The organism is Arthrobacter sp. ERGS1:01 (genome assembly GCF_001281315.1).
Taxonomy (GTDB): Bacteria; Actinomycetota; Actinomycetes; order Actinomycetales; family Micrococcaceae; genus Specibacter.
In genome coordinates this window covers 278,211-301,012 of sequence record NZ_CP012477.1, presented here as the reverse complement: position 1 = coordinate 301,012, position 22,802 = coordinate 278,211, and the positions used below count along the sequence as shown (strand labels likewise).

Annotated in this window: 17 protein-coding genes and 3 pseudogenes; 6 read left to right on the top strand and 14 right to left on the bottom strand. The window is 66.5% G+C overall.

Annotation, left to right across the window (positions count from 1 at the left end):
- Positions 1-204 precede the first annotated feature (204 nt).
- Positions 205-1,572, top strand: a pseudogene (gene phoA / locus AL755_RS01405) (alkaline phosphatase); the annotation flags it as partial.
- Positions 1,573-1,975: 403 nt separating this feature from the next.
- Here phoA and AL755_RS01400 read toward each other — a convergent pair.
- The 9 genes and pseudogenes from AL755_RS01400 to AL755_RS01360 form a co-directional block, all read right to left on the bottom strand.
- The gene (locus tag AL755_RS01400) at positions 1,976-3,457 is read right to left on the bottom strand and encodes an aldehyde dehydrogenase family protein (RefSeq protein WP_054009394.1); all 1,482 of its coding nucleotides are present in this window, start codon (positions 3,455-3,457) and stop codon (positions 1,976-1,978) included.
- A 32-nt stretch (positions 3,458-3,489) separates the two neighbouring features.
- Complete coding sequence (locus AL755_RS01395; protein WP_054009393.1) at positions 3,490-4,263, bottom strand: SDR family oxidoreductase; 774 nt, start codon at positions 4,261-4,263, stop codon at positions 3,490-3,492.
- Positions 4,263-5,186 carry a dihydrodipicolinate synthase family protein gene (locus tag AL755_RS01390; protein WP_054009392.1) on the bottom strand — a complete coding sequence of 308 codons (924 nt, stop codon included), beginning with the start codon at positions 5,184-5,186 and terminating at the stop codon, positions 4,263-4,265. The genes AL755_RS01395 and AL755_RS01390 overlap by 1 nt, the downstream gene beginning before the upstream one ends.
- Positions 5,187-5,220: 34 nt before the next feature.
- Positions 5,221-6,024 carry an enoyl-CoA hydratase-related protein gene (locus tag AL755_RS01385; protein ID WP_054009391.1) on the bottom strand — a complete coding sequence of 268 codons (804 nt, stop codon included), beginning with the start codon at positions 6,022-6,024 and terminating at the stop codon, positions 5,221-5,223.
- Positions 6,021-7,150, bottom strand: a pseudogene (locus tag AL755_RS01380) (CaiB/BaiF CoA transferase family protein). The gene AL755_RS01385 and the pseudogene AL755_RS01380 overlap by 4 nt, the downstream one beginning before the upstream one ends.
- A gap of 95 nt (positions 7,151-7,245) precedes the next feature.
- Positions 7,246-8,610 carry an FAD-dependent oxidoreductase gene (locus tag AL755_RS01375; protein WP_054009390.1) on the bottom strand — a complete coding sequence of 455 codons (1,365 nt, stop codon included), beginning with the start codon at positions 8,608-8,610 and terminating at the stop codon, positions 7,246-7,248.
- A gap of 10 nt (positions 8,611-8,620) precedes the next feature.
- Positions 8,621-9,916: an MFS transporter gene (locus AL755_RS01370; RefSeq protein ID WP_054009389.1), complete on the bottom strand. Its 1,296-nt coding sequence runs from the start codon at positions 9,914-9,916 to the stop codon at positions 8,621-8,623.
- Between the two features lie 166 nt (positions 9,917-10,082).
- Positions 10,083-10,688 carry a helix-turn-helix domain-containing protein gene (locus AL755_RS01365; RefSeq protein ID WP_054009388.1) on the bottom strand — a complete coding sequence of 202 codons (606 nt, stop codon included), beginning with the start codon at positions 10,686-10,688 and terminating at the stop codon, positions 10,083-10,085.
- Between the two features lie 139 nt (positions 10,689-10,827).
- Entirely contained in the window at positions 10,828-11,454 is a 627-nt protein-coding gene (locus AL755_RS01360) for a thymidine kinase (protein WP_054009387.1), read from the bottom strand.
- A gap of 132 nt (positions 11,455-11,586) precedes the next feature.
- On the opposite strand from AL755_RS01360, the gene AL755_RS01355 reads away from it, so the two are divergent.
- Positions 11,587-11,835: an SCO4226 family nickel-binding protein gene (locus AL755_RS01355; protein WP_054009386.1), complete on the top strand. Its 249-nt coding sequence runs from the start codon at positions 11,587-11,589 to the stop codon at positions 11,833-11,835.
- A 229-nt stretch (positions 11,836-12,064) separates the two neighbouring features.
- Here the strand turns inward: AL755_RS01355 and pyrE are convergent, their stop codons facing one another.
- From pyrE to AL755_RS01335, 4 genes are all read right to left on the bottom strand, one after another.
- Positions 12,065-12,631, bottom strand: coding sequence for an orotate phosphoribosyltransferase (gene pyrE / locus AL755_RS01350; RefSeq protein WP_192841605.1), 567 nt, complete (start codon positions 12,629-12,631; stop codon positions 12,065-12,067).
- 115 nt (positions 12,632-12,746) lie between these two features.
- Positions 12,747-13,832 carry an ABC transporter substrate-binding protein gene (locus AL755_RS01345; protein ID WP_054009384.1) on the bottom strand — a complete coding sequence of 362 codons (1,086 nt, stop codon included), beginning with the start codon at positions 13,830-13,832 and terminating at the stop codon, positions 12,747-12,749.
- Between the two features lie 65 nt (positions 13,833-13,897).
- On the bottom strand, positions 13,898-14,770 hold the full coding sequence (locus AL755_RS01340; protein WP_054009383.1) for an ABC transporter permease: 873 nt from the start codon (positions 14,768-14,770) through the stop codon (positions 13,898-13,900).
- Complete coding sequence (locus AL755_RS01335) at positions 14,767-15,561, bottom strand: ABC transporter ATP-binding protein (RefSeq protein WP_054009723.1); 795 nt, start codon at positions 15,559-15,561, stop codon at positions 14,767-14,769. The genes AL755_RS01340 and AL755_RS01335 overlap by 4 nt, the downstream gene beginning before the upstream one ends.
- 229 nt (positions 15,562-15,790) lie before the next feature.
- Between AL755_RS01335 and AL755_RS01330 the strand changes: the two genes are divergently transcribed.
- Positions 15,791-17,449 carry an ATP-binding protein gene (locus AL755_RS01330; protein WP_082368793.1) on the top strand — a complete coding sequence of 553 codons (1,659 nt, stop codon included), beginning with the start codon at positions 15,791-15,793 and terminating at the stop codon, positions 17,447-17,449.
- Positions 17,446-18,114 (top strand): response regulator, encoded by a 669-nt coding sequence (locus AL755_RS01325; protein WP_054009382.1) that lies wholly within the window; start codon positions 17,446-17,448, stop codon positions 18,112-18,114. Before AL755_RS01330 ends, AL755_RS01325 begins: the two co-directional genes overlap by 4 nt.
- A gap of 43 nt (positions 18,115-18,157) precedes the next feature.
- On the opposite strand, the gene AL755_RS01320 is transcribed toward AL755_RS01325, so the two are convergent.
- Positions 18,158-19,960 (bottom strand): cytochrome c biogenesis protein DipZ, encoded by a 1,803-nt coding sequence (locus AL755_RS01320; RefSeq protein WP_337589547.1) that lies wholly within the window; start codon positions 19,958-19,960, stop codon positions 18,158-18,160.
- Positions 19,961-20,077: 117 nt separating this feature from the next.
- Between AL755_RS01320 and nadE the strand changes: the two genes are divergently transcribed.
- Both nadE and AL755_RS01310 read left to right on the top strand, forming a co-directional pair.
- A complete protein-coding gene (gene nadE, locus AL755_RS01315; RefSeq protein ID WP_054009380.1) occupies positions 20,078-20,899 on the top strand; it encodes an ammonia-dependent NAD(+) synthetase in 822 nt (273 codons plus the stop codon).
- Between the two features lie 114 nt (positions 20,900-21,013).
- Positions 21,014-22,749: pseudogene (locus AL755_RS01310) on the top strand (AMP-binding protein).
- Positions 22,750-22,802: the final 53 nt, after the last annotated feature.

Here is a 22,802-nt window from a genome sequence, read left to right as displayed (position 1 = left end):
GACCCGTATTCCGCATAAAACACCACCATTTGTTCACCCAGGGTTTGCGCGAATTCCAGAAAACATCCAGAAAGGCCACCTCTTCCCCGAGCAAGCTGATTGTGCATCGCGTCGCAGAAGCGATCGTCATTCACTTTGAGGGGACCAAACGTGCATCAGCAGGACAAGAAGAATCCGCACCATCGCAGGGCCGCACGACTCGCCCTGGCCACCGCGGCACTGGCCGCCTGCACCGTGAGCGCGGCAGGACCAGCCCTGGCCGCAACACCGGACATCACGGCCCACGGCGGCGCGCAGCGCTCCACGTCATCACATGTGGAGGACATCAAGGCCTCGATCGTCGACGGCCCCGCCAAGAACGTCATCCTTCTGATCGGTGACGGCATGGGAGATTCGGAAATCACGGCCGCCCGCAACTACGCCTACGGCGCGGCCGGCCGTTTTCCCGGCATCGACGCCCTGCCGCTGACCGGCCAGTACACCACCTACGCGTTGAACAAGAAGACGGGCGGACCCGACTACGCCACCGATTCCGCGGCCAGCGGCACCGGCTGGGCCACGGGCACAAAGTCCTACAACGGCGCCATCTCGGTCGACGTCAAGGGCAAGGCCCAAAAGACCATGCTGCAAATTGCCAAGGCCAACGGCCTGAAGACGGGCAACGTCTCCACGGCCGAACTCCAGGACGCAACGCCCGCCGTCCAGGTGGCCTCGGTCAGCAGCCGCAGCTGCTACGGCCCCGTGGCCACCACCAAGAGCTGCCCGGAGAACGCCCTTGAAAACGGCGGCGCCGGCTCCATTACGGAGCAGATGCTCAACACCCGTCCCGATGTATCGCTCGGCGGCGGATCGGCCACCTTTGCCGAGACCGCCAAAGCCGGCGCCTGGACCGGAAAGACCCTCGCCCAGCAGGCAGCGGACCGCGGATACACGACGGTTTCAACCGCCGCCGAGCTGGCCGCCGTCAAGGACGCCAACGCCGACGCACCCTTGCTGGGGCTGTTCGCACCGGGCAACATGGCCGTCCGCTGGCAGGGCGCCCTCGCCACCCACACGGGTGGTGCGGAGGCGCCCATCAAGTGCACCGACAATCCTGAGCGCACCGCGGCCCAGCCGTCGCTGTCCCAGATGACGGGCAAGGCCATCGAGCTGCTCAAGGACGGCCCGAAGGGCTTCTTCCTGCAGGTTGAGGGCGCCAGCATCGACAAGCAGGACCACGCCGCCAACCCCTGCGGCCAGATCGGCGAGACCGTTGACCTGGACGAGGCAGTCACCACGGCCCTGGACTTTGCCAAGGCCGACGGCCACACCATGGTGGTGGTGACGGCCGACCACGCCCACAGCAGCCAGATCATCTACCCCGGCAGCACCACGCCGGGCCTCACCCGCAGCCTGACCACGGCGGATGGCGAAACCATGACCATGGCGTACGGCACGGCCGACGAGGGCGCATCCCAGGGGCACACCGGCTCCCAGCTGCGCATTGCCGCCTACGGTCCCGGTGCCGCCAATGTGGTGGGACTGACCGACCAGACGGACTTGTTCTTCACGGTGACCCGGACCCTGGCGCTGGATCCGGCGGCCGTCCTCCCCACGGCCAGCCCGTCGGCAAGCCCTTCACCGAGCACGACGGCGGGAACCTCACCGACCGCCGCAACGCCGTCGTCGTCGGCTCCGGCAACGGCGTCGTCCGCCCCGGCACTCACCCTGCCCGGCAACCAGGCGAGCACGGCCGCAGCGGCTGCAGCCACCGGCGGGAATGACCGCCCGGGTTCACTGGCCGTCACCGGCACCACCGTGGCCGGCTGGGTCCTGGCGGCCATGGCACTGGTGACCGGCGGCGTCATCATGCGCCGCCGCAGGAGCGCCTCGCACGCGCTCTAGGGAAAAGTTGAGGGGGCACATCACCCCTTAAAGCCGTTGAGAGCCCAGATAATCCTGAGATTATCTGGGCTCTCAACGGTGGTGGAGCGGATTAGATCCCTGTGTAGACGGTCTTTCCCCAGGTGTAGAAGTCCAGCGCCGTGCGGCCCTGCTCGCGGAAGGTGTTCGTGGAGGAATCCTTGACGCCGCCAAACGGCACGTTCAAATCAAGGCCCGAGGTGGGCCGGTTGACCTTCACCACTCCGGCCTGCACGCGGGCGGCAAATTCGGTGGAGAACTTCAGGCTGTTGGTGCAGATGCCGGCCGTCAGCCCGTACCGGGAATTGTTGACGGCCGCGAGCCCGGCCTCAAAGTCGGCCACCTCGACGACGGCGACGATCGGCCCGAAGATCTCCTCGGTCACGGCCGGGTCGTCGTCGGACAATCCGGCCAGGACCACGGGGGCGAAGAAGAAGCCGTCAGTGGAATCCGGATCAGCACTGCCGTGCAGGAGCCTGCCACCGCGTTCCACCGCGCCGCGCACGGCGGCGACGTCCTGATTGAACTGGTCGGCGCTGACCACGGCACCCAGGCGCACGCCGGGGGCCAGGCCGTCTCCCGGAACATAGGCGGCGGCCGCGGCCACCAGCTCCGCCAGGAATGCCTCCCGCACGCCGGGGGTCACGTACACCCGCGACGTTGCCGTGCAGGCCTGGCCCGTCAGCCCGAAGGCCCCGGCAGCAACAACCTGCGCTGCCGCGGCGGCGTCGGCGTCGTCCAGGACCAGGACGGCGTTCTTGCCGCCCATTTCAAGCTGGACGCGGGCCCGGCGGGCGTTCAGGATGCTCTGGAGGCCCAGGCCAACCCCCGTGGAGCCGGTGAAGGACAGCCCGGCGATGCGCGGATCGCGGGCCAGTGCGTCACCGACCACCTTGCCCTTGCCGTGGACCACGTTGAAGATGCCCGCGGGCACCCCGGCGTCGTGCAGGGCGCGGGCCAGGTGGGTGGCAGACAGCGGGGTGAGCTCGGCCGGCTTGAGCACCACGGCGTTGCCGGAAATCAGGGCAGGCGCGCTCTTCCAGGCCGGGATCGCGAGCGGGAAGTTCCAGGGCGTGATGAGCGCAAACACGCCCATGGCTTCGCGCCGGGTGGTGATGGTGGTGCCGGGGGTGCCGCTGGGCAGGACGTCCCCCGTGGCCGCCCAGCCGAGCGAACCAAAGAAGCGCAGCACATCCACCGCGCGCTTCACCTCGCCCTTGGCCTCCGCGAGCGTCTTTCCCTCCTCCCGGACCAGGTCCGCCGCCACGGTTGCCTCGCGCTCCTCCAGCAGGCCGGCGGCCGCGATAAGGATGGCGCCGCGGGCGGGGGCGGGCAGTGCGGCCCAGTCCGGCTGCGCCGCGACGGCCGAGGTGATGGCGGCGTCGACCTCCCCGGCACCGCCCCGCGGCGAGTGGGCGGCAACCTGGTCGGGCCGGGCGGGATTCATCCGGGTGGCGTCGGCCCCGCCCAGCCACTGGCCGTTGATGAGGTGCCGGGCAACCGGCGCCTCCAGGGCGGTGGCGTCGGTGGGGGCGGCAAACGTTGTGGAAGTCATGATGGTCCTTAGTCTTTGTGGTTCAAGGAAAGCTAGAGGCTGCGGATGAGGCCGCCGTCGCACCGCAGCGCGACGCCGGTGATGTAGGACGCCGGGGCGCTGCACAGGAAGGCCGCGGCCGCACCGAACTCCTCGGGGTTGCCGTACCGGCGCACGGGGATGGTCTTCAGGGATTCGCGTTCAATGTCGGTCACCGTGACGCCGCGCCGCTTGGCGGCAGCCTGGTCCAGTTCGGCCACCCTGTCGGTGCCGATCCGGCCCGGCAGCAGCAGGTTCACGGTGACGGCATCCAGGGCCACCTCCGCCGCAAGGGTCTTCAAATAAGCGGCGAGCGCGGCCCGGCCGGTGTTGGAGACGGCCAGGTTGGGCAGCGGCGCCACAACTCCGGAGGAGCCAATGGCCAGCACCCTCCCCCAGCGGCGTTCGCGCATCCCGGGCAGCACCAGGGAGACGAGTGCGTGATGCGGGCGCACCAGCGTCTCAAACGCGGAGGCCAGGTCGTCGGCGGTCAGGGCGGCGGCCGCCCCGGGCTTGGGGCCGGGGCCGTTGAGGACCAGGATGTCGATGGGCCCCAGTTCCCGCTCGGTGCGTTCGACGGCGGCGGCAACGCCCTCGGGAGTGCTCAGGTCCGCTTCGATGGCGATGGCGCCCGGGAGTTCGGCCGCTATCTCCTCGGCGCGTTCCCGGCGCCGGCCCGTGATGGCCACCCTGGCGCCCTCGGCGGCGAGTGCCCGGGCGACGGCGAGGCCCAGGCCGCCGGTGGAGGCCGCCACGAATGCGGTTTTCCCGCTGATGCCAAGATCCATCAGATGCTCCCTGCGGTGGTGGCGGCCAGGTTGTCGAGGGCGCGGCCGGCCTCGGCCAGGTGCCGGTTCACGCCGTCGCGGAGGACTTCCGGGAAGGGTGCGGCAGGTGCCCGGACGGAGGATTCCTTGATCAGTCCGCGGTTTTTGAACAGTTCCTTGCGGACGGAAAGGGCGATCTTGGCCTGCTGTTCAAAGTTGATGAGCGGCAGGAAGGGGGTGAGGACGTCACGGGCGGACTCATAGCCGTCCGACTGCCAGGCCCTGACGCAGGCCACGAGTGCCTCCGGGAAGGAAAAGCCCGTCATGGCGCCGGCCGCACCGGCCGCCAGTTCGTCGAGCAGCCCCTGCCCGCCCAGCCCGCCAAAGACGGACACCCGGACGGCCGCGGTGAGCTGGGCGATCGCCACGGAGGTGGGCGGTGCCTCGGCCTTGACGGCCACCACGAAGCTGCACCGGTTGACGACTTCGGCCAGTGCGGCTCCGCCGATTCCAACGCCACTGGCAACTGGGTAGTCCTGGAGCACGATCTGCGCCGCGGTGGCCCGGTGGATGGCTTGCAGGTGGTTGACCACGGCGTCGGCCCCGGCCGAGTTCACCTGGACCATGACGGCCCGGACCCGGGTTCCGGCCACGTCCTGGGCGGCGAGGATCTCTTCAATGGCCGGCCGGGTGGCCAGCGAGCTGATGCCCACCACGAGGGGCAAGGTGGTGGCCTCGACGATGGTTTCAAGCACCAGGCGGCGTTCGCCGGCGGTCAGGGCCAGGGATTCGCCAAAGACGCCCAGCGCCGTCAGGCCGACGGCGCCGGCTGCCTCGTAGTGTTCGGCAAGACCGGCCAGGCTGTCGGCGTCGACGTCCTGGGTGCTGCCGTGGAACGGGGTGGGGATGACTCCCCACACGCCCGCTTCCAGTGATTGTGCCATTGTGTTTCCTTACTTCTGCGGTTGGTACGGGTGCTTATTCGCCGGGCCAGACGGGTGCGCGTTTTTCCTGGAATGCCAGCACGCCTTCGGCCGAATCCTTGCTGTCCAGGGCGTCCATGAGGGCCGGCAGGCGCAGCCCGCGGGCATCGCGGGCGCTCAGGTGGCTGGTGCGGGTGACCATTTGTTTGACGGCGCGGATCGAGGTCGGGGCACAGGCACGGATCGCTTCGAGCCAACGGTCCACGGCGGTGTCCAGCTCCGCGGCGGGGACCACCTCGTTGACGAGGCCCATGGACGCCATCTCAGCGGCGTCGGCTTTTCGGCCCGTCAACAGCATGGACATGGCCTGGGTGTGCGGGATCCGGCGGACCAGCTGGTGGATGCCGCCGTCCAGGGCCAGCCGGCCCACACGGGGTTCGGTCAGGCCGAACTTGGCGTGGTCGGCCGCCACCACGATGTCCGCCCCCAGCACGATCTCCATGCCGCCGCCCAGGGCGTAGCCGTTGACCTTGGCAATGACGGGGACGTCGAGGGTTTCGCGCAGGCTCAGCCCGCCAAAGCCGTTCGGGTCCAGCCCGGCCCAGTACTGCAGGCCAGTCTCCTCCACGGCCGACGCCGTCATGTCGGCGCCGACGCAGAAGGCCCGGGGCCCGGCGCCGGTCACCACCACGGCCCGGATGGAGCGGTCGGCCTCCAGCTGGTCCCAGATCTGGTTCAGTCGCGTGGTGGTTGCCCCGTCGACGGCGTTGAGCACATGCTGGCGGTTGATGACCACGGTGGCCACACCGTTGTCGATGGTCAGTTCCACCTCGTCGATGACGGGCTGTTCAAGTGTCATTTCAGGACTCCCAGGCTCTGCAGGCGGGCGATTGCGTCGTCGTCGAATCCGTTTTCCTTGAGCACCTCGGCGTTGTGCTCCCCCAGGAGGGGTGCACTGCGCCGGATCGATGCCGGGGTGGCGGACAGGCGGATCGGGGCGTTGAGCATCTTGACGGTGCCCACCGTGGGGTGTTCAACCTCCACGATCATGCCGTTGACGCGGGTTTGTTCATCCGCGAGGGTCTGTTCCAGGGTCAGCACGGGGGCGTTGAGCAGGCCCTCGTCCTCGAGCCGGCCGGTCCAGTACGCCGTCGTGTTGGTGGCGAAGCGTTCCCGGAAGATGGCCTGCAGCGCCGGCTTGTTCTCAAACTGCTGTTCAAGGGTGCCGAAACCGGGGCGTTCGGTGAGGTCCTCGTCGAGGCCCAGCGCCCGGGAGATGTGCAGCAGCGGGTCCGCGGTGAAGCCGCCCACCATGCAGATGGCGCCGTCGGTGGTGGTGAAGACCCCGCTGAGCGGCATGGCCCCCAGTTCACCTCGTAGCCCCGGTTCAGTTGCATGCACGCCTCCTGCATCTGCATGTGCAGCATGGAGTCGTACATGGTCACCTCCACCTTTTGCCCGACGCCGGAGACGTCGCGGGTGCGCAGCGCCAGCAGGATGCCCTGCAGCAGGTGCATCCCCGTGGTGTAGTCGCACAGGGTGGTCGGGTAGATCACGGGGGCAACGTCGTCGTCGTTCCGGCGCCACATGACGCCCGAGTATGCCTGCGCGATCGCGTCCTGGCCGCCCTTGTGCGAGTACGGACCCTCGGTGCCGAAGCCGGTGCCGGAGGCCCAGATGATGCTGGGGTTGAACTCCTTCAGGTCCTCGTAGCCGAAGCCCATGCGTTCCATGACGCCGGCACGGAAGTTGCTGACGACGACGTCGGCGTCCTCCATGAGCCGACGCAGCACGGCCTTGCCGTCCTCGGTGCGCGTGTCGACGCTGATGCTGCGCTTGTTGCGGTTGATGGCCAGGAAGATCGGGTTGTCCTGGCCGTCGGCGTCGGGGAAGGAATTGCGGGAGATGTCCCCCGCGCCGGGGCGTTCCACCTTGATGATGTCGGCGCCGTAATCGCCCAGGAGTTGGGTGCAGCTGGGCCCCATGAAGACCTGGGTGAAGTCGATGACCTTGATGCCGGCCAGCGGCTGCGCCGGCCCGGCCAGCTGGGGTGCGATGGTGCGTTCCTCGGCCATGGTACTCATACCGCCACCGCCGCATCGGCGTCGATCGTGGCGTTCGCGGAGGGTATGTCCCCGGGGTCGGCGTTGTGGCGGCGCATGCCGGCCTGGATGTCCAGGGCGGAGACCTCGCGAACCGTCACGCCATCCTGCACGGCGAGTGCCGCGGCAACGCCCACCGCCTGGCCCATGGCCATGCAGGGCGGGATTTCACGCGACATCTTCTGCGCCTCCGGGGTGGCGGAGAAGTGGCGTCCGGCCACCAGCAGCTGGTCCACTTCCTTGGGCAGCAGCGTGCGGTACGGGTAGTAGTAGTCGCGGCCGCGGGCCACGGAATCGGCGAAGTGCCGGCGCGTGGTGACGTCGTCCTTCGTCATGACGTACTCGCCCTGCAGCAGGCGGGTCTGCCGGACGCCCATTTGCGGTGCGACGTCCAGGATGTGGCAATTGGCGAAGCCGGGCAGGTTTTCCTTGACGTACTCCACGGCCTCGCTGATCCGGTCGCGGGCGGCAAATTCGGCCGCGGTCAGGTCCGCCGGGTCGGTGCCGTCGTAGCCGCTCATGTGCGGCGCGTTGCACCAGACAACTCCCTCGATCGGCGTCTTTAGCCACCACAGTTCCCAGGCGCCGCCGAGGAGGCGCTTGATCTTGCGGTTGATGGCGCGGGCCTCCTTGGGGTTGGCCTGTTCAAATCGTTCGGCCACGTCCGTGTCCACTCCGCCGAGGCGGAAGACGAGGGTGGTGATGTAGCTGTCCTTGATGTGGCTGGCGCCGGCCCGGGAGGCGACGTCGATGTCGCCGGTCGTGTCAATGACGACGTCGGCCAGGAACGCCTGCGGCCCGGACTTGGTTTCGCACACCACGCCCTTCATGACGCCGTTGTCCACGATGGGGCGGGAGAACCAGGAGTGCAGGCGGAGGTTGACGCCGGCCTCGCGAACCAGGTCGTTGGAGACCCGCTTCCAGCCGTCGGGGTCGAAGGCGGCGGCGTAACAGATGGGCTTGGGCGTGGTGTGCGAGTGGAAGTCGAAGGTGCCGTAGCGGCCCCACTTGTTCCAGAGTTCCTCGGAGGTCTTGCGGTCCTCGACCGGCGGAACCACGGCCAGGCCCAGTGCCTGCAGGCGCTCCACATACTCGGAGACGATGCCGGTGACGGTGATGTCCGCACCGTTGATCATGTCATCGAGCACCAGCACCATGCCGCCGGAGGCGAGGCCGCCCAGGGATGAGTAGCGTTCCAGCAAGGTTACGGTGGCCCCGGAGCGGGCGGCCGTCACGGCGGCGGCGACGCCGGCGGGGCCGCCGCCGACGACCAGTACCTGGGAGCGGTTGATGACGGGGGCTTTCAGATCGTCCGTGGTGATGCGCAGATCGAGGTGTGTCATGGTTTTTTCCTTACTTTCCGACAAAGATGCCGTTGGCGCGGCGGGCGAGGAGGTAGAAGATGATGCTCAGTACCGACAGCACGGCAACGTAGACCGGGAAGATCCAGTCAAGGTGCTGGGACTGGAGCCAGACGAGCAGATAGGATGCGGTGCCGCCGAAGACTGCCACGCCGATTCCGTAGCCGAGGGAGACCCCCGTGCCACGGCAGCTCTTGGGCATGAGCGAGGTGCTGACGACGTTGTAGAGGGTCATGTTCAGCACCAGGATGACCGAGCCGCCCAGGACCACTGCGGCGAAGCCGAGCATGCCGGGCTTTGTGTAGAGGAGCATCAGGAATACGGAGGGGACGGCGAGCCAGCGGGTCCACAGGAACCAGCGGGACATGGCCTTGCCGTCGGCGAGCTTGCCGATGATCCAGCTGCCGATCACCAGGACCACGCCGAGTGCGGTGGTGACGGCGAAGACTGCGGTGGGGTCTTCCTTGAAGTTGCTGCGGGCGGCGCTGGGCAGGCCCACGTTCCATGCGTAGTTGTAGGCCTGGACTGCGCCGACGATGAAGATGATGGCCAGGACGCTGAGCCAGTGTTTGCCAACCCCGGACCAGACGGCCTTGGTGGTGCTGTTTTCGATTTCTTCCGGGTGCATGGTTTCGGGCAGTGCCCGGCGCAGGTAGACGACGACGATGCCGAAGATGGCGCCGACGATGAACGGCACACGCCATCCCCAGGCGCCCATGGCTGCCCCGCCGATCGTCAGGCTGCACAGGAAGCTGACCAGCGATGCCAGCAGGATGCCGATGTTGACGTAGAAGCCCATGATGCCGGCGACCAGGCCTTCGCGGCCGGCAGGGACCAGTTCCACGGCGTGCGCCGTGGACAGTGGCGCCTCAACACCGGTGGAGATGCCCTGGACGATGCGGCAGGCCACCAGGATGATGCCGGCCCAGGGGCCGATCACGCTGTAGCCGGGGGTGAGGGCGATGACGAGCGTGGTCCCCGCCATCATGGAGATGGAGATCAGCATGACCCGGCGGCGGCCGATCCTGTCGGCGAGGGTGCCGAAGAGGATTCCACCCAGCGGGCGGAAGGCGAATCCGACGGCGAACACGGCCAGCGTGTTCAAGGTTGCGGACAGCGGATCCGCCGAGGGAAAGAAGTTTGGTCCGATGAAGGCGGAGAGGAGGCCGAAGACCATCCAGTCGTACCATTCAAGGGCGTTGCCGAGCCCCAAACCGAGCAACCCCTTGCGAACTTGGGGGGTGAGCCTTTGGGACGACTTATTTGCTGTGACGACGGTGTCTAGCATTTTCTTGTCCTTACTGTGGCGCCCATGGGGGGGGACGCCAGAGGGTATGACGCATCGCGGAATGGGACTGCAGGGGCGGATGCGAAGGTGGCAAGGAAGGATTGAGCCCATTTTTGGGCGCAATAAATGCAGGGGTTAAGGACTTGGGGGCGGCCGGGTGGCCGTTTTACCAGGCGTGCGGTGCGTTAACCCAGATCGCTACGCATACCTCTTCGTAGCTGTTTTTGTACCAGTGCGGAATCTCCGAGGAGTAGGTGATGGAGTCACCCTCGCCGAGTGTGTGGCGGACGCCGTCCAGGAAGACGTCCTTCCGGCCGGAGATGATGTAGCAAAACTCCTCGCCGCTGTGGCTGAAGGGAGTCGAGCTGGTGTCATGGCCGGGCGGCGTCATGATCCATTGGGCTTCGATGCCACCGTTGACCCCCGGCGTAAGCAGTTCGTGAACTGCCCCGCCGACGGATTCGCGGGTGACGCCCTTGAGGTTTTTCCGCTCGGAGCTGCGAACCACCGGGGATTTGGAGGCTTCCTGGCCGATGAAGAACTTGCCGACAGGAATGTCCAGGCCGTGGGCCAGCTGCGCCAGGGTGGTGAAGGAAGGGTTCGCCAGGCCGCGCTCGATCTGGCTCACGATTGCCGGGCTGAGCCCGGTGATTTCCGAGAGGTCCGCGAGGGTCATGCCCTTTTCCTTGCGCATGGCGCGAACCTTGTTGCCGACGGTGGTCAGCAATTCACTCGTTGCCGGGGCGGCGGGAGCGGAAATCTCGGTGGTCATTGGCCTGCCCTTCAGTAGGTGATCCAACTCACACAACTATAGTGAAGATTTTTAGCAAGTCAACGTTTTTCTTGATTATTCTAAATTTCTTCACAGGAATGCTGATTTTGGAGCCCCGGGCCGCCGCTTACGACCGGGTCTAGGACAAGAGCTTGCCGCCCGAGGCTTCCAGGTAGCAGTTGCCGCACAGGGATTCGTAGCGGACGTCCTCGCCGTCGATCGCGACCTGGTCGCCGTCGAACACGATTTCCGAACCAACGCGGCGGGTGTTGAAGACCGCCTTGCGGCCGCAGCGGCAGATGGTCTTCAACTCCTCGAGGGCGTGGGCGATTTCCAGCAGGCGGGCCGCCCCGGGGAAGGCGCGGGTGCGGAAGTCGGTGCGGATGCCGTAGGCGATGACGGGGACGCCGTCGAGCACGGCGATACGGAACAGGTCATCGACCTGGGCGGGCGTGAGGAATTGGGCCTCGTCCACCAGCAGGCAGGCGACGGGCGGCAGCGCCATGTGCTCCAGCAGCGCGTCGGGGTCGTCGCCCGCGGCGTGCGTGGCAAAGACGGCCCGGGCGTCATCCTCGGGCTGGATCAGGAAGTCCACGTTGCGCGTCATGCCGAGCCGGGAGACGATCTCCCCGGCACCCTTGGTGTCGATGCCCGGCTTGGCGAGCAGCACCCGCTGCCCGCGTTCCTCGTAGTTGAACGCCACCTGCAAAAGCCCTGTCGACTTGCCGGAATTCATGGCGCCGAAACGGAAATACAGCTTCGCCAAAACGGTCCTTTCAATAGGTGGTGCACAGTGCGGAAGTTACGGGCCCGTACTCCTAGTGTCCCGATCACCGGCGCAATAGAGTTGAACGATCATCAGCCACTCGTGAAACCTTCACGACTAAGGAAGTGCGCCATGCCCGAGTTCATGGACGTCCACAACAGTATGAAGGGCATTTCTGCCGACGATCTCAAGGCCGCCCACGAGGCCGACCTGGCCATCCAGGGAGAGGAAGGCGTGGTCTTCAAGAACGCCTGGGCCGATCCCGTCAGCGGAAAGGTCTTCTGCCTCTCGGAGGGTCCGTCCGCGGAGGCCGTGCAGCGCGTTCACGAACGCGCCGGCCACACCGCCGACGAAATCCACGAAATCACGACGTCGGTTTAGAGTCCCCAAGCGCTCCCACCGGTGATTGAGCTTGTCGAAACCGGCCTCGCCAAGCCCGATCACCGGCGGAATCGACGTTTTTTGTAGTCCGGCGTAAAGGAGACGCCAAAGGCCGCCCGCGGCCGACGCGTCGGATAGTCCCCAAGCGCTCCCACTGCTCGCAAGCTCGCAGCGGGTCCCTCGCGCTCGTGGGCCCAGCCGGAAAAACGTCGACTCCGCCGGATACGCGTCATTCCAGGCCGAGCTCGTCCTTGCCGAAGACGAACAGGTAGGGAACGCCGGCCTCGGCCTCGATGCGCTCCTTGGCGCCGGTGTTGCGGTCCACGATCACGGCGACGGCCTTGATGTTGCCGCCGGCCTTTCGCACGCCTTCGACGGCGGTCAGTGCGCTGCCGCCGGTGGTGGAGGTGTCCTCGAGGACCACCACGTCGCGCCCGTCAACGCCGGGGCCTTCCACCTGGCGGCCCATGCCGTAGGACTTTTGGGCCTTGCGGACCACGAACGCGTCGACGGCGCGGCCGGCGTCGGCTGCGGCGTGCATGAGGGCGGTGCCCACGGGGTCTGCACCCATGGTCAGGCCGCCGGCGGTCTCAAACTCGATGCCGGCGTCGTCGAGCATGGCCAGCATGACGCGGCCGGCGAGGCGGGAGGCTTCGTGGTGGAGCGTGATGCGGCGAAGGTCGATGTAGTAATCGGCCTCCTTGCCGGAGGAGAGGATCACCTTGCCGCGAACCACGGCCAGTTCCTTGATGAGTTCGAGCAGGCGGGCGCGGTCAGCGGCAAGAGTCTGGGTCATGGCTTCCATTCTAGTGGGACGAGGCATCACGCCCGAAGTGGCCCGCAGGGTTTTCCCTGCGGGCCACTTCGTCCTTCAAAGCGTCTCCGACCGGCGGTTGCGGCCGGTTTCCGGATCAGCCGTCGGCGCCGGCGGGAACCGTGGTGGTGGTGAATCCCTCCAGCTTGTTGGCGGCCAGGGCGTACTTGTTGGTGAACGTGCCGGCGATGGTGACCTTGGAGGTGTCCACCCCGTTGCCCTTCTCCATGGCGAAGATGACCTTGGGTCCGCCGGCGGGCATGATCCCGTCGGGCAGGAACTGTCCCTTGTCCGTGGTCAGCCCGGCAATGTATTGGGCCTTGCTGATGGTGCTGTTCTGCACGTACGACGACGGCAGCGCGTTGGCGATGTCCGTTGCCGAGTGCGTGTTGATCCAGTGCATGGTCGCAACCAGGGCGTCCACCACCTTTTGGGCGGCGTCCTCGTGGTCCTTGACCCAACTGGCGTTGGCCAGGACCCCGGCAGCGGGCCAATCGCCGCCCAGCGCCTTCGTGGCGCCGGACGAGGTGGCCAGGTCCACTGCGGTGTAGCCGAGCTTCTTGCTTTCCAGCGCGCCGACAGTGGGTTGCGTGGTCATGACGCAGTCCGCGGACTTGCGCTGGATTGCGGCGATCGCCGTGGATCCGGCACCCACGGCGAGCGTGTGGTAATCCTTCTTGGTGACCCCGGCCTTGGAGGCGACGAACTGGGTCAGCTCATCGGTGCCTGAACCGAGGTCGGTGACGCCCATGGTCTTGCCCTTGAAGTCCGAGGCCGAGTGGACCCCGCTGTCGGTGCCGCACATGATGCGTTCCCCAGGGGCTCCGGAAAGCTGGACCAGGTTGATGACGTCCTTGCCCTTCGACTGGAAGTCGACGGTGTGGACGTACCAGGCGCCGGCCATGTCGACCTGCCCGGACGCCATGGCGTCCTCGGCACCGACGCCGCCGTTTTGTTCCGTGGAAAGTTCCACGTTGACGCCGTACTTCTTGTAGAAGCCCAACTGCTGGGCGAGCTGGTAGGGCAGGTAAATCTGCTTGTCGATGCCGCCCACCATCATCTTGACGGTTGGCAGCGAGGGATCGGCCGCGTTGCTGCCGCTTCCGGCGGCGCCGCCGCAGGCTGCGAGGCTGAGCGCCATTGCTCCGGTGGCCGCGACGGCGTAGATCTTGTGCTTGATCATGATGCGTTTTCCTTTTGCTTGGTCCCGAACTTTTCGGGCGTTGAAAACCGGGTTGGTGAACGGGCTCAGATGGCCTGGGCCTCGGACTTGCTCGGCGGCCGCCACTTGAGCAGGGAGTGCTCCAGCAGGCTGATGAGGTATTCGGCGCCGAGTGTGATGACGGCGATGATCACCATGCATGCGAACACCGTGTTGGGGTCGAAGGTGCCTTGCGCCTGGCTGATGATCAACCCGATGCCGTGCTGGGCGCCGAGGACCTCGGCGACGAGCGCGCCGATGATGGCGAAGCCGAAGGCGGTGTGCAGGCTGGCAATGATCCAGGTCATGGCCGACGGGATGGTCACGTGCATGGCCACCTGCAGCGGCGAGGCGCCCAGGACGCGAACGTTGGAGATCAGGTTCTGATCCACCTCCCGCACGCCTTGGAAGGCGTTGAAGAAGACCACGAAGAACACCAGGACTGCGGCGAGGAGCACCTTCGGGCCCATGCCCAGGCCGAACGCGACGATGAAGATCGAGCCAAGGACAATCCTCGGGATCGAGTTCACGATCCGGATGTAGGGGCCCACGACCTCCGAAAGGTACTTGTTGGAGCCCAGCAGGATGCCAAGCACGACGCCGGTAAGCGTGCCGAGCAGGAAGCCCAACAACGCCTCCTGCACCGTAATCCACAGGTTTTCCCAGATGGTGCCGAAGGCCGTGCCGTCCGTGAAGAGCTTGACCAGGGAGTTCCAGACCTCCGTGGGCTGGCCAAAGAAGAACTTGTCCACCCAGCCGGCCATGGTGAACCATTGCCAGCCGCCAAGCACGACGACGGCGAGCAGGATCCGTCCGGCCCAGATCCACGCCCTGCGGCGTGAAACAGTGCGCCGGGCCGCAACCTTGAGTGCGGCGGCTTGTTCGTGGACGGGGATTGTGTGGTGCGTTATGGAGGTCATGACGGTGCTCCTGCGCTCTGCTTGTAGGCCCGGGTGACCTCGTCCTTCAGGGATGCCCAGATCTGGCCCTGGAGTTCCAGGAAGCGTTCCTCGTGCCGAATTTGCTGGACGTCGCCGCGGGGCCGGGGCAGGTCGATGTCGAACACGTCCTTGACGGAGCCCGGGCTGCTGGTCATGATGACCACCTTGTCGGCGAGCGCCACGGCCTCGTCGAGGTCGTGGGTGATGAACAGGACGGACGGGCGCAGGCCCTCCCAGAGCTGGAGCAGCTCGTTTTGCATGATCGCCTTGGTCTGCACGTCGAGGGCGCCGAAAGGTTCGTCCATGAGCAGGATCCGCGGGTTGTTGATGAGTGCCGCAGCCATGGCGACGCGTTTGCGCATGCCGCCGGAGAGCTGGTGCGGGTAGCGGTCCTCGAAGCCGGCCAGGCCCACGCGCCGCAGCCAGTCCATGGCCAGTTCGGTGGCCTCCCGCTTGGGTGTGCCGAGCAGCACCGGCCCGATCAGCACATTGTTGAGGACTGTTTTCCAGGGGAACAAGGCATCCGCCTGGAACATGTAGCTGACGCCGTTGGTGATGCCGTCGACGATTTGTCCGCCCACGCCCACCGATCCGGCACTGGGCCGTTCCAGCCCGGACACCTGGGCGAGCGTGGTTGACTTGCCGCAGCCCGTGGGCCCGACGATCGCACAAAACTGGCCGGGCTCCACCGTGAGCGTCACGTCGTTGATGGCGGTGAATGTCTCGCCTTTTGGCGTGAGATAGCGCTTGGTCAGGCCGCGGAGTTCGATCCGTGCCGCGTCCTCGGCTCCCTCACGGGCCGTTGGCGTGCGGCTCTTTCCATGTAATACTGACACCGTTGTCACTGGTTCCCTTCCTAGGTCACTTTCGCCGCCGTGAGTTCGATCACATAAGCTATGACGAGCTTAGAAAGCGATGTGCAGTGCCAGAAGACTTCAGTAAGTTGTGCAAATTAACCGCGAATGTGCACGTTTTGTGCGTTTTCAGCAACGGCGCCCAATGCCCCGGAATCCGGCTCCCGTGACCCGGCTCGCGCAGCTTCGCGCCCGGCGCGGCCGGCACCGTTCCCTGACCCTGACCACGCAGATCCTGCTGGGCATCCTGTCCCTGCTGGTGCTCGCCGTCGTCCTGGGCGGGTTCCTCTTCACCATGCTGAGCAACCAGACCCTGGACCGGCAGTACCAGCTGCGTGCGTTGGGCATCGCCACCACCACCGCAGCGATGCCGCAGATCCGTGAGGATCTGGCGGCCGGCGATCCGCGGCATCTCATCGAGGGTTTGGCGGCCCAGGTCATGGCGGCGGCCAAGCCCGCCTATGTGGTGGTGACGGACCGCAACGGCATCCGGTTCTCCCACCCCAACCCGGCGCTGGTGGGGAAGAAGCTGGAGGAGCCGGTGGCCGTTTTGGACGGGCAGACGCACCTTGGCTTCGACCCGGGGAGCCTGGGCCGTTCGGCCAATGCGAAGGCGCCGATCTTTGGTGCGGACGGCTCCGTGATCGGCCAGGTGTCGGTGGGCATCCTGGACACGAAGGAACAGGACGAGCAGCTCCAGAACATTTGGCTCATCACGGGGTTTTCGGCGCTGGTGCTGCTGCTGAGCGTGGCGGGCTCCCTGCTGCTCTCACGACGGATCAAGCGGGTCACCTTCAACCTCGAGCCGGCGGAGATCGCGTTCCTGCTCCAGGAGCGCGAGGCCCTGCTGCACGGCATCCGGGAGGCCGTGGTGGGCCTGGACGACGACGGCCGCGTCACGGTCATCAACGAGGAGGCCCGGCGCCTGCTCCAGGTGGAGGGCACGGCGCTGGGCACGCCCGTGACGGACCTTGTTCCGGCGGGCCGGCTGCGCGACCTGCTCACCGGAACCCTGGGCGGCGCCGACCAGGTGGCGCTGACCCAGGATGCGCTGCTGGTGGTCAACCGCATGCCCGTGGCCATCGGCGGCCGGAGCATCGGCTCGGTGGTGACGTTGCGCGACCGCACGGAAATCGAGGGGCTGGTGCGGGATCTGCACTCCGTCCAGGGGTTGATGGAGGCCATGCGCGCCCTGGAGCACGAGTACGCCAACCGGCTGCACGTGGTGGACGGGCTGCTGGAACTTGGCGACGTGGAGCAGGCCAGAACCTATGTGTCCCAAATTTCCGCTGAATCCCGCTCCCTGGGTGAGGGGCTGCGGTCCCGGATCGCCCCGCCCGAACTGGCTGCACTCTTGCTGGCCAAGATCACGGTGGCGGGCGAGCAGGACGTGCTGATCGAGGTCACGGACGAATCCCGCCTGGAACACCCCATGGTGGACCAGGCCGAACTGCTCACGATCGTCGGCAACCTGCTGGACAACGCCGTCGACGCCCTGGCCAACACACCCCGGCCGCGCACCGTGAGCGTGCAGCTTGACGACGCCGACGGCGTTTTCATTGCGGTGCGCGACAACGGACCCGGGGTGCCGGCCGACAAGATCGACGCCGTCGTCGTGGACGGTTACTCCACGAAGGACACCCGCCCGGGCATGCGCCGAGGAATTGGGCTGGCCCTGGTGCGGCGGATCGTGCACCGGGCCGGGGGCACTCTCGACGTGTTCCCGGGTCCGGGCGGTAACTTTGAGGTGTGGCTGCCGGGAACGGCGGACACGTCCGGAACAGACATGAGGGACGCGCAGTGATCAAGACATTGGTGGTCGACGATGACTTCCGAGTGGCCCGCATCCATGCGGCACGGGTGGCCAAGGTGGACGGTTTTGAATGCGTTGGCGAGGTTTACAGTGCCGCCGCCGCACGGGAGGCGATCGCCCGGCTGTCCCCCGACCTGCTCCTGCTGGACGTGCACCTGCCCGACGAGGACGGGCTGTCGCTGCTGCGATCCCTGCAGGCGGCCGGCACCGAGATTGACTGCATCATCATTACTGCGGCGCGCGACCTCGCCACGGTCAGGTCGGCCATGAGCAGCGGCGCCGTGTACTACCTGGTCAAGCCGTTCAGCTTTGACCAGCTGCGCACCCAGTTGGAGGCCTACCAGCGGTGGCGGCAGGCGCTGGATTCGGCGCCGTCGGCCAGCCAGGCGGTGGTGGACAGCCTGTACAGCACCCGGTCCGCCGCGGTGCGCCAGCCGGCTCCGGCGCCGCGCCTGCAACCCACCATGCAAAAGGTGCTCGACGCCGTCCGGACCGCCGGCGGGCCCATTGGCGCGGCGGAGATCGCCTCCAGCCTCGGGGTCAGCCGGCCCACCGCCCAGCGCTACCTGGGGGCTTTGGAACGCAAGGGCCTGGTGGTCCTGGACCTCAGTTACGGCGCCACGGGCCGGCCGCAGAACTCCTACACCATCGCCTGACCGGGTACGCCGGCGTCGAACACGACGGACGGGAAGAGCAGCCTTATCCGAAGGTGAAGGAGTAGGCGTCGACGCCCGGCGGCAACGTGACGTCCAGGTTCCCGGAGACGGGATTGGCCGACGTCAAAAGCGTGTAGGCGTTGGGTACGCCCGTCACGTTGATCTTCTTGGCCACGCCGTTGACCGTGTAGTTGACCTCGCCCTTGCCGGAGAGCACCATTTCGACCACTTTGGCGTGGAAGTTCAACCGGATGGTGGAGTTGTTCCCCGTGGCGGAAATAAAGTCGGGCTGGAGCTTGAAGGTGCCGTTCAGTGCAAACGTGTTCGCGGGCTGGCTGGCCGGGAACGTGAAGCCGGTGGTGATGGGTTCATACTTCTGGGATCCGCCAAAGTTGCTCTCGAGACTCCAGCCCAGGCGCGTCTCAGGCGTGAGGTTCGCCGTGGCGGCCGTGTCGGCGGACTGCACGGGTGCGGGCAGCTGCACATTGGGGTTGGCCGCAAGCAACAGTTGGCGAATCATGGACTCTGTCTGCTGGTCGTTGCCTTCGCCGAACTGGATGTTCCGGACGGTGCCGGAGGCATCAATAAGGTAGTGCGCCGGCCAGTATTGGTTGCGGTAGTTGGTCCAGGTGGACAGCTTGTTGTCGATGGCCACGGGGTAGGTGATGCCCAGCGACGCGGCGCCTGCCTTGACGTTGTTGACGTCCTTTTCAAAGGCGTATTCGGGTGAGTGGATCCCGATCACCACCAGGCCGTCGGCGGCGTAGGCCTTGTTGAGCGCCACGATGTGCGGAACCGCGCGCTGGCAGTTGATGCAGGAGTAGGCCCAGAAGTCCACCAGGACCACCTTGCCGTGCAGCGACTTCAGGTCGATCGGCTGGTTGCCCGGGGTGTTGAACCATTGCTGGATTCCTTGGATGTCCGGCGCCGTTCCGCAGCTTTCAAGCGTCTGGGCGTTGTTGCTGCACAGGCTCAGGTCCTTGTTCTGGTCGTTGACGAGGCCTGTCAGGTTCAGTGCCTGCTTGACGTCCTGGTTCTGCGCCAGCTGGCTTTGTAGGGAACCCGTGTAGTCGGGGACCAGCCGCTGCAGGGCGGCCGGCAGGTTGAAGAACAGGCCTACGGCCAGGGCGACCATCAAAACACCGCCGCCGATCCGGATGGCCCGCTGGTGGCGGCGGAACGTCTTGACCCGCTCGGCCACGCGCCGGCCCGCCAGCGCAAAGATCAGCAGCGGAATTGCGGCACCCACGGCAAAGGAGAGCGTCAGGACAACGGTGTTGAATCCAATGCGTCCGGTGGAACCGGCAACCGTGATGGCCGCGAGCACCGGCCCGGCGCAGGGCACGTAGACCGCGCCAAGTGCGATGCCCAGCAAGATGCCGTTGCCCTCGGTGCCCACGCGCCGTTGCGGGATCCAGGAGAACGGCTTCTCCAACAGCTCCTCGATCCGGGGGACGATCAAGCCCACGCCGATCAGGACCAGCACCACGATGCCCGCATAGCGCAGCACATCCTGCGGCAAGCCCAGCAGCGCAAGGATGAAGGAACCCGCCAGCGTGAATACGCTGAAGCTCAGCACCAGACCCAGGATCACCAGGTACGGCCGCCACCGGGAGGCGCCCGTCGTCGTCGCCTCCGGCTTGTCCTTAACCGCGACGCCGGCCCCTCCCCCTTGCGCCGGCGCACCGGAAGCACCCGGCTCCGCTCGGTCCGCGGCTTTCTCGTTGCCGCGGGCGCTCTGCGCTCCGCCGGAAAAGAAGATCACCGGCAAGACGGGCAGGATGCACGGGGAAATTCCCGTGATGAGCCCGCCCAGTACCCCGATCAAGATGAGTGAGATGTACACAACGGCCTCCATGGTCCAGTTGCAATGTCTTCGTAACCCCGATGGATTTGGATTGACCGCTCTCGCCGGCGCCTTGGCCGTAACAAGCCCGTCACGTCCACGCGCTACCCTTAGCCCATGCGAGAAATCCAGGCACAGATCATTGCAGAGCTCGGCGTCGAACCCCGGATCGACCCGGCCGCGGAAGTCACCCGGCGCGTGCAGTTCCTCAAGGACTACCTCCGGGCCACCGGCACCAGGGGCTTTGTCCTGGGCATCAGCGGCGGCATCGATTCCACACTGGCGGGCAGGCTGGCGCAGCTTGCCGTCGAGGAGCTTGCGGCAGAAGGCGTTGAGGCGAACTTCATCGCCGTCCGCCTCCCCTACGGCGTCCAGCACGATGAGGACGACGCCCAGGCAGCCCTGGAATTCATCAACGCCAAGACGAACCGGACGTTCAACATTGCCCCCGCGGTGGACGGCTTCGAGGGCGAATTCGCGAAAACCAACGACCACGACGTCACGGACTTCAACAAGGGCAACATCAAGGCCCGCTCACGCATGATCGCCCAATACGCGCTGGCCGGCCACGACAACCTGCTGGTGATCGGCACCGACCACGCCGCCGAATCAGTCACGGGGTTCTTCACCAAGTTTGGCGACGGCGGAGCCGACATCCTGCCGCTGTTCACCCTGAACAAGCGCCAAAACCGTGCGCTGCTCAAGGAACTTGGCGCCTCCGAGGCCCTCTACAGCAAGGTGCCCACGGCTGATCTCCTGGATGGCACGCCCGGCCGCACCGACGAGGACGAACTCGGCATCAGTTACGAAACCATCGACGACTACCTGGAGGGCAAGGACGTCCCCGAGGCGGCGGCTGAGGCCATCGAACGCCGTTTCCGCCAGTCCCGGCACAAGCGCACCGTCCCCGTTTCACTGCTTGACAACTGGTGGCGGTAAGCGAACCCGAATCCGGTCCCATCGCCAAGGCGGCAGGGCGGCGCGTATATTTCAACTGAATACAGCCTGCCGGTCCACGCCGCAGGCCGGCAACGAGGCCGAAGGGTGAACACAATGGGCGTCACTGAGGAATTCCGTGCGGCACGCAACCGGCTGCTGGAGATGCGCGTCGACTATGCGCAGGCGCGCAGTGAATTCCGCTGGCCGCACTTCACCGAGTTCAACTTTGCCTTGGACTGGATGGACCGGCTCGCCGCGGACCCGGCGACGTCGAACAACCCGGCCCTGGTGATCGTGGAACAAGACGGCACCGCCACCCGCCGCACCTTCAAGGACCTCTCGCTGCGGTCCAACCAGGTGGCGAACTGGCTGCGCGGGCGCGGCGTGTCCCGCGGCGACCACGTGATCATCATGCTCGGTAACCAGGTGGAGCTGTGGGAATTGATGCTGGCGTGCATCAAACTGGGTGCGGTCATGATCCCCACAACCACCATGATGGGCCCGGCGGACCTGCGCGACAGGGTGGAACGCGGCGCGGCCCAATGGGTGGTGGCCCGGGCCGAGGACACCGCCAAGTTCGCGGATGTGCCCGGCGGCTACACCCTGATCACCATCGGATCCAATGCTGAAGGGGACGCGGGGCGGGACGTCCTGGACTACGCCGATTCGACGGACGCGGCCACGGACTTCACGCCCGACGCCCCCACAAAAGCCGACGAAACCATGCTGCTGTACTTCACCTCCGGCACCACCTCCAAGGCCAAGCTCGTGGAGCACACGCACACCTCCTACCCCGTAGGGCACCTGTCCACCATGTACTGGATCGGGCTGGAACCGGGCGACGTCCACCTCAACGTCGCCTCCCCCGGCTGGGCCAAGCATGCGTGGTCCAATGTCTTCACCCCGTGGATCGCCGAGGCCTGCGTGTTCGTCTACAACTACACCCGCTTCGACGCCGCGGCGCTCATGGCCCAGATGGACGCCGAGCACGTCACCAGTTTCTGTGCTCCGCCCACCGTGTGGCGCATGCTCATCCAGGCCGATCTCACGCTCCTGAAGACCCCGCCCACCAAGGTGGTCTCCGCCGGCGAGCCGCTCAACGCCGAGGTCATCGGCCAGGTGGAACGGGCCTGGGGCCAGCTGATCCGGGACGGCTTCGGCCAGACCGAGACCACCGTGCAAGTCGCCAACACCCCCGGGGCGCCCATCAAGATCGGGTCCATGGGCCGCCCGCTGCCGGGCTACGACGTGGTGCTCGTTGACCTGCTGACCGGCGAGGAGGCCGACGACGGCGAGCTTTGCCTGCGCCTGGACCCCCTCCCCGTGGGACTCACCAAGGGCTACTTCGGCGACCCCGAAAAGACTGCCGAGGCCTTCCGTGGCGGCTACTACCACACGGGCGACGTTGCCAGCCGGGACGAGAACGGCATCCTGACCTACGTGGGCCGCAGCGATGACGTCTTCAAGTCCTCCGACTACCGGCTGTCCCCTTTTGAACTCGAAAGCGTGCTGATTGAGCACCCGGCCGTCGCCGAGGCCGCCGTGGTCCCCTCCCCGACGCCCTGCGCCTGAGCGTGCCCAAGGCGTACGTGGTGCTGGCGGCCGCCTACCATCCCAGCGATGAACTGGCCGGGGAGATTTTTGCGTTCTGCCGCGAGCACCTGCCGGCGTTCAAGCGGATCCGCCGGCTGGAGTTCGCCGAGCTGCCCAAGACCATCTCCGGGAAGATCCGCCGCGTGGAATTGCGCGCCAACGAGGAAGCCCGCCACGGCACCGGCTCCGGGCCTGGCGCGCCCGTTCCATCCGGCCTGGGCCGGGAGTATTCGGATTCCGAGTTCCCCGCGGGCTGACGCAGGTGAAGCGGGGCGGGAAACCAAGCGCCCGGCGGGATAACTTGATAGCT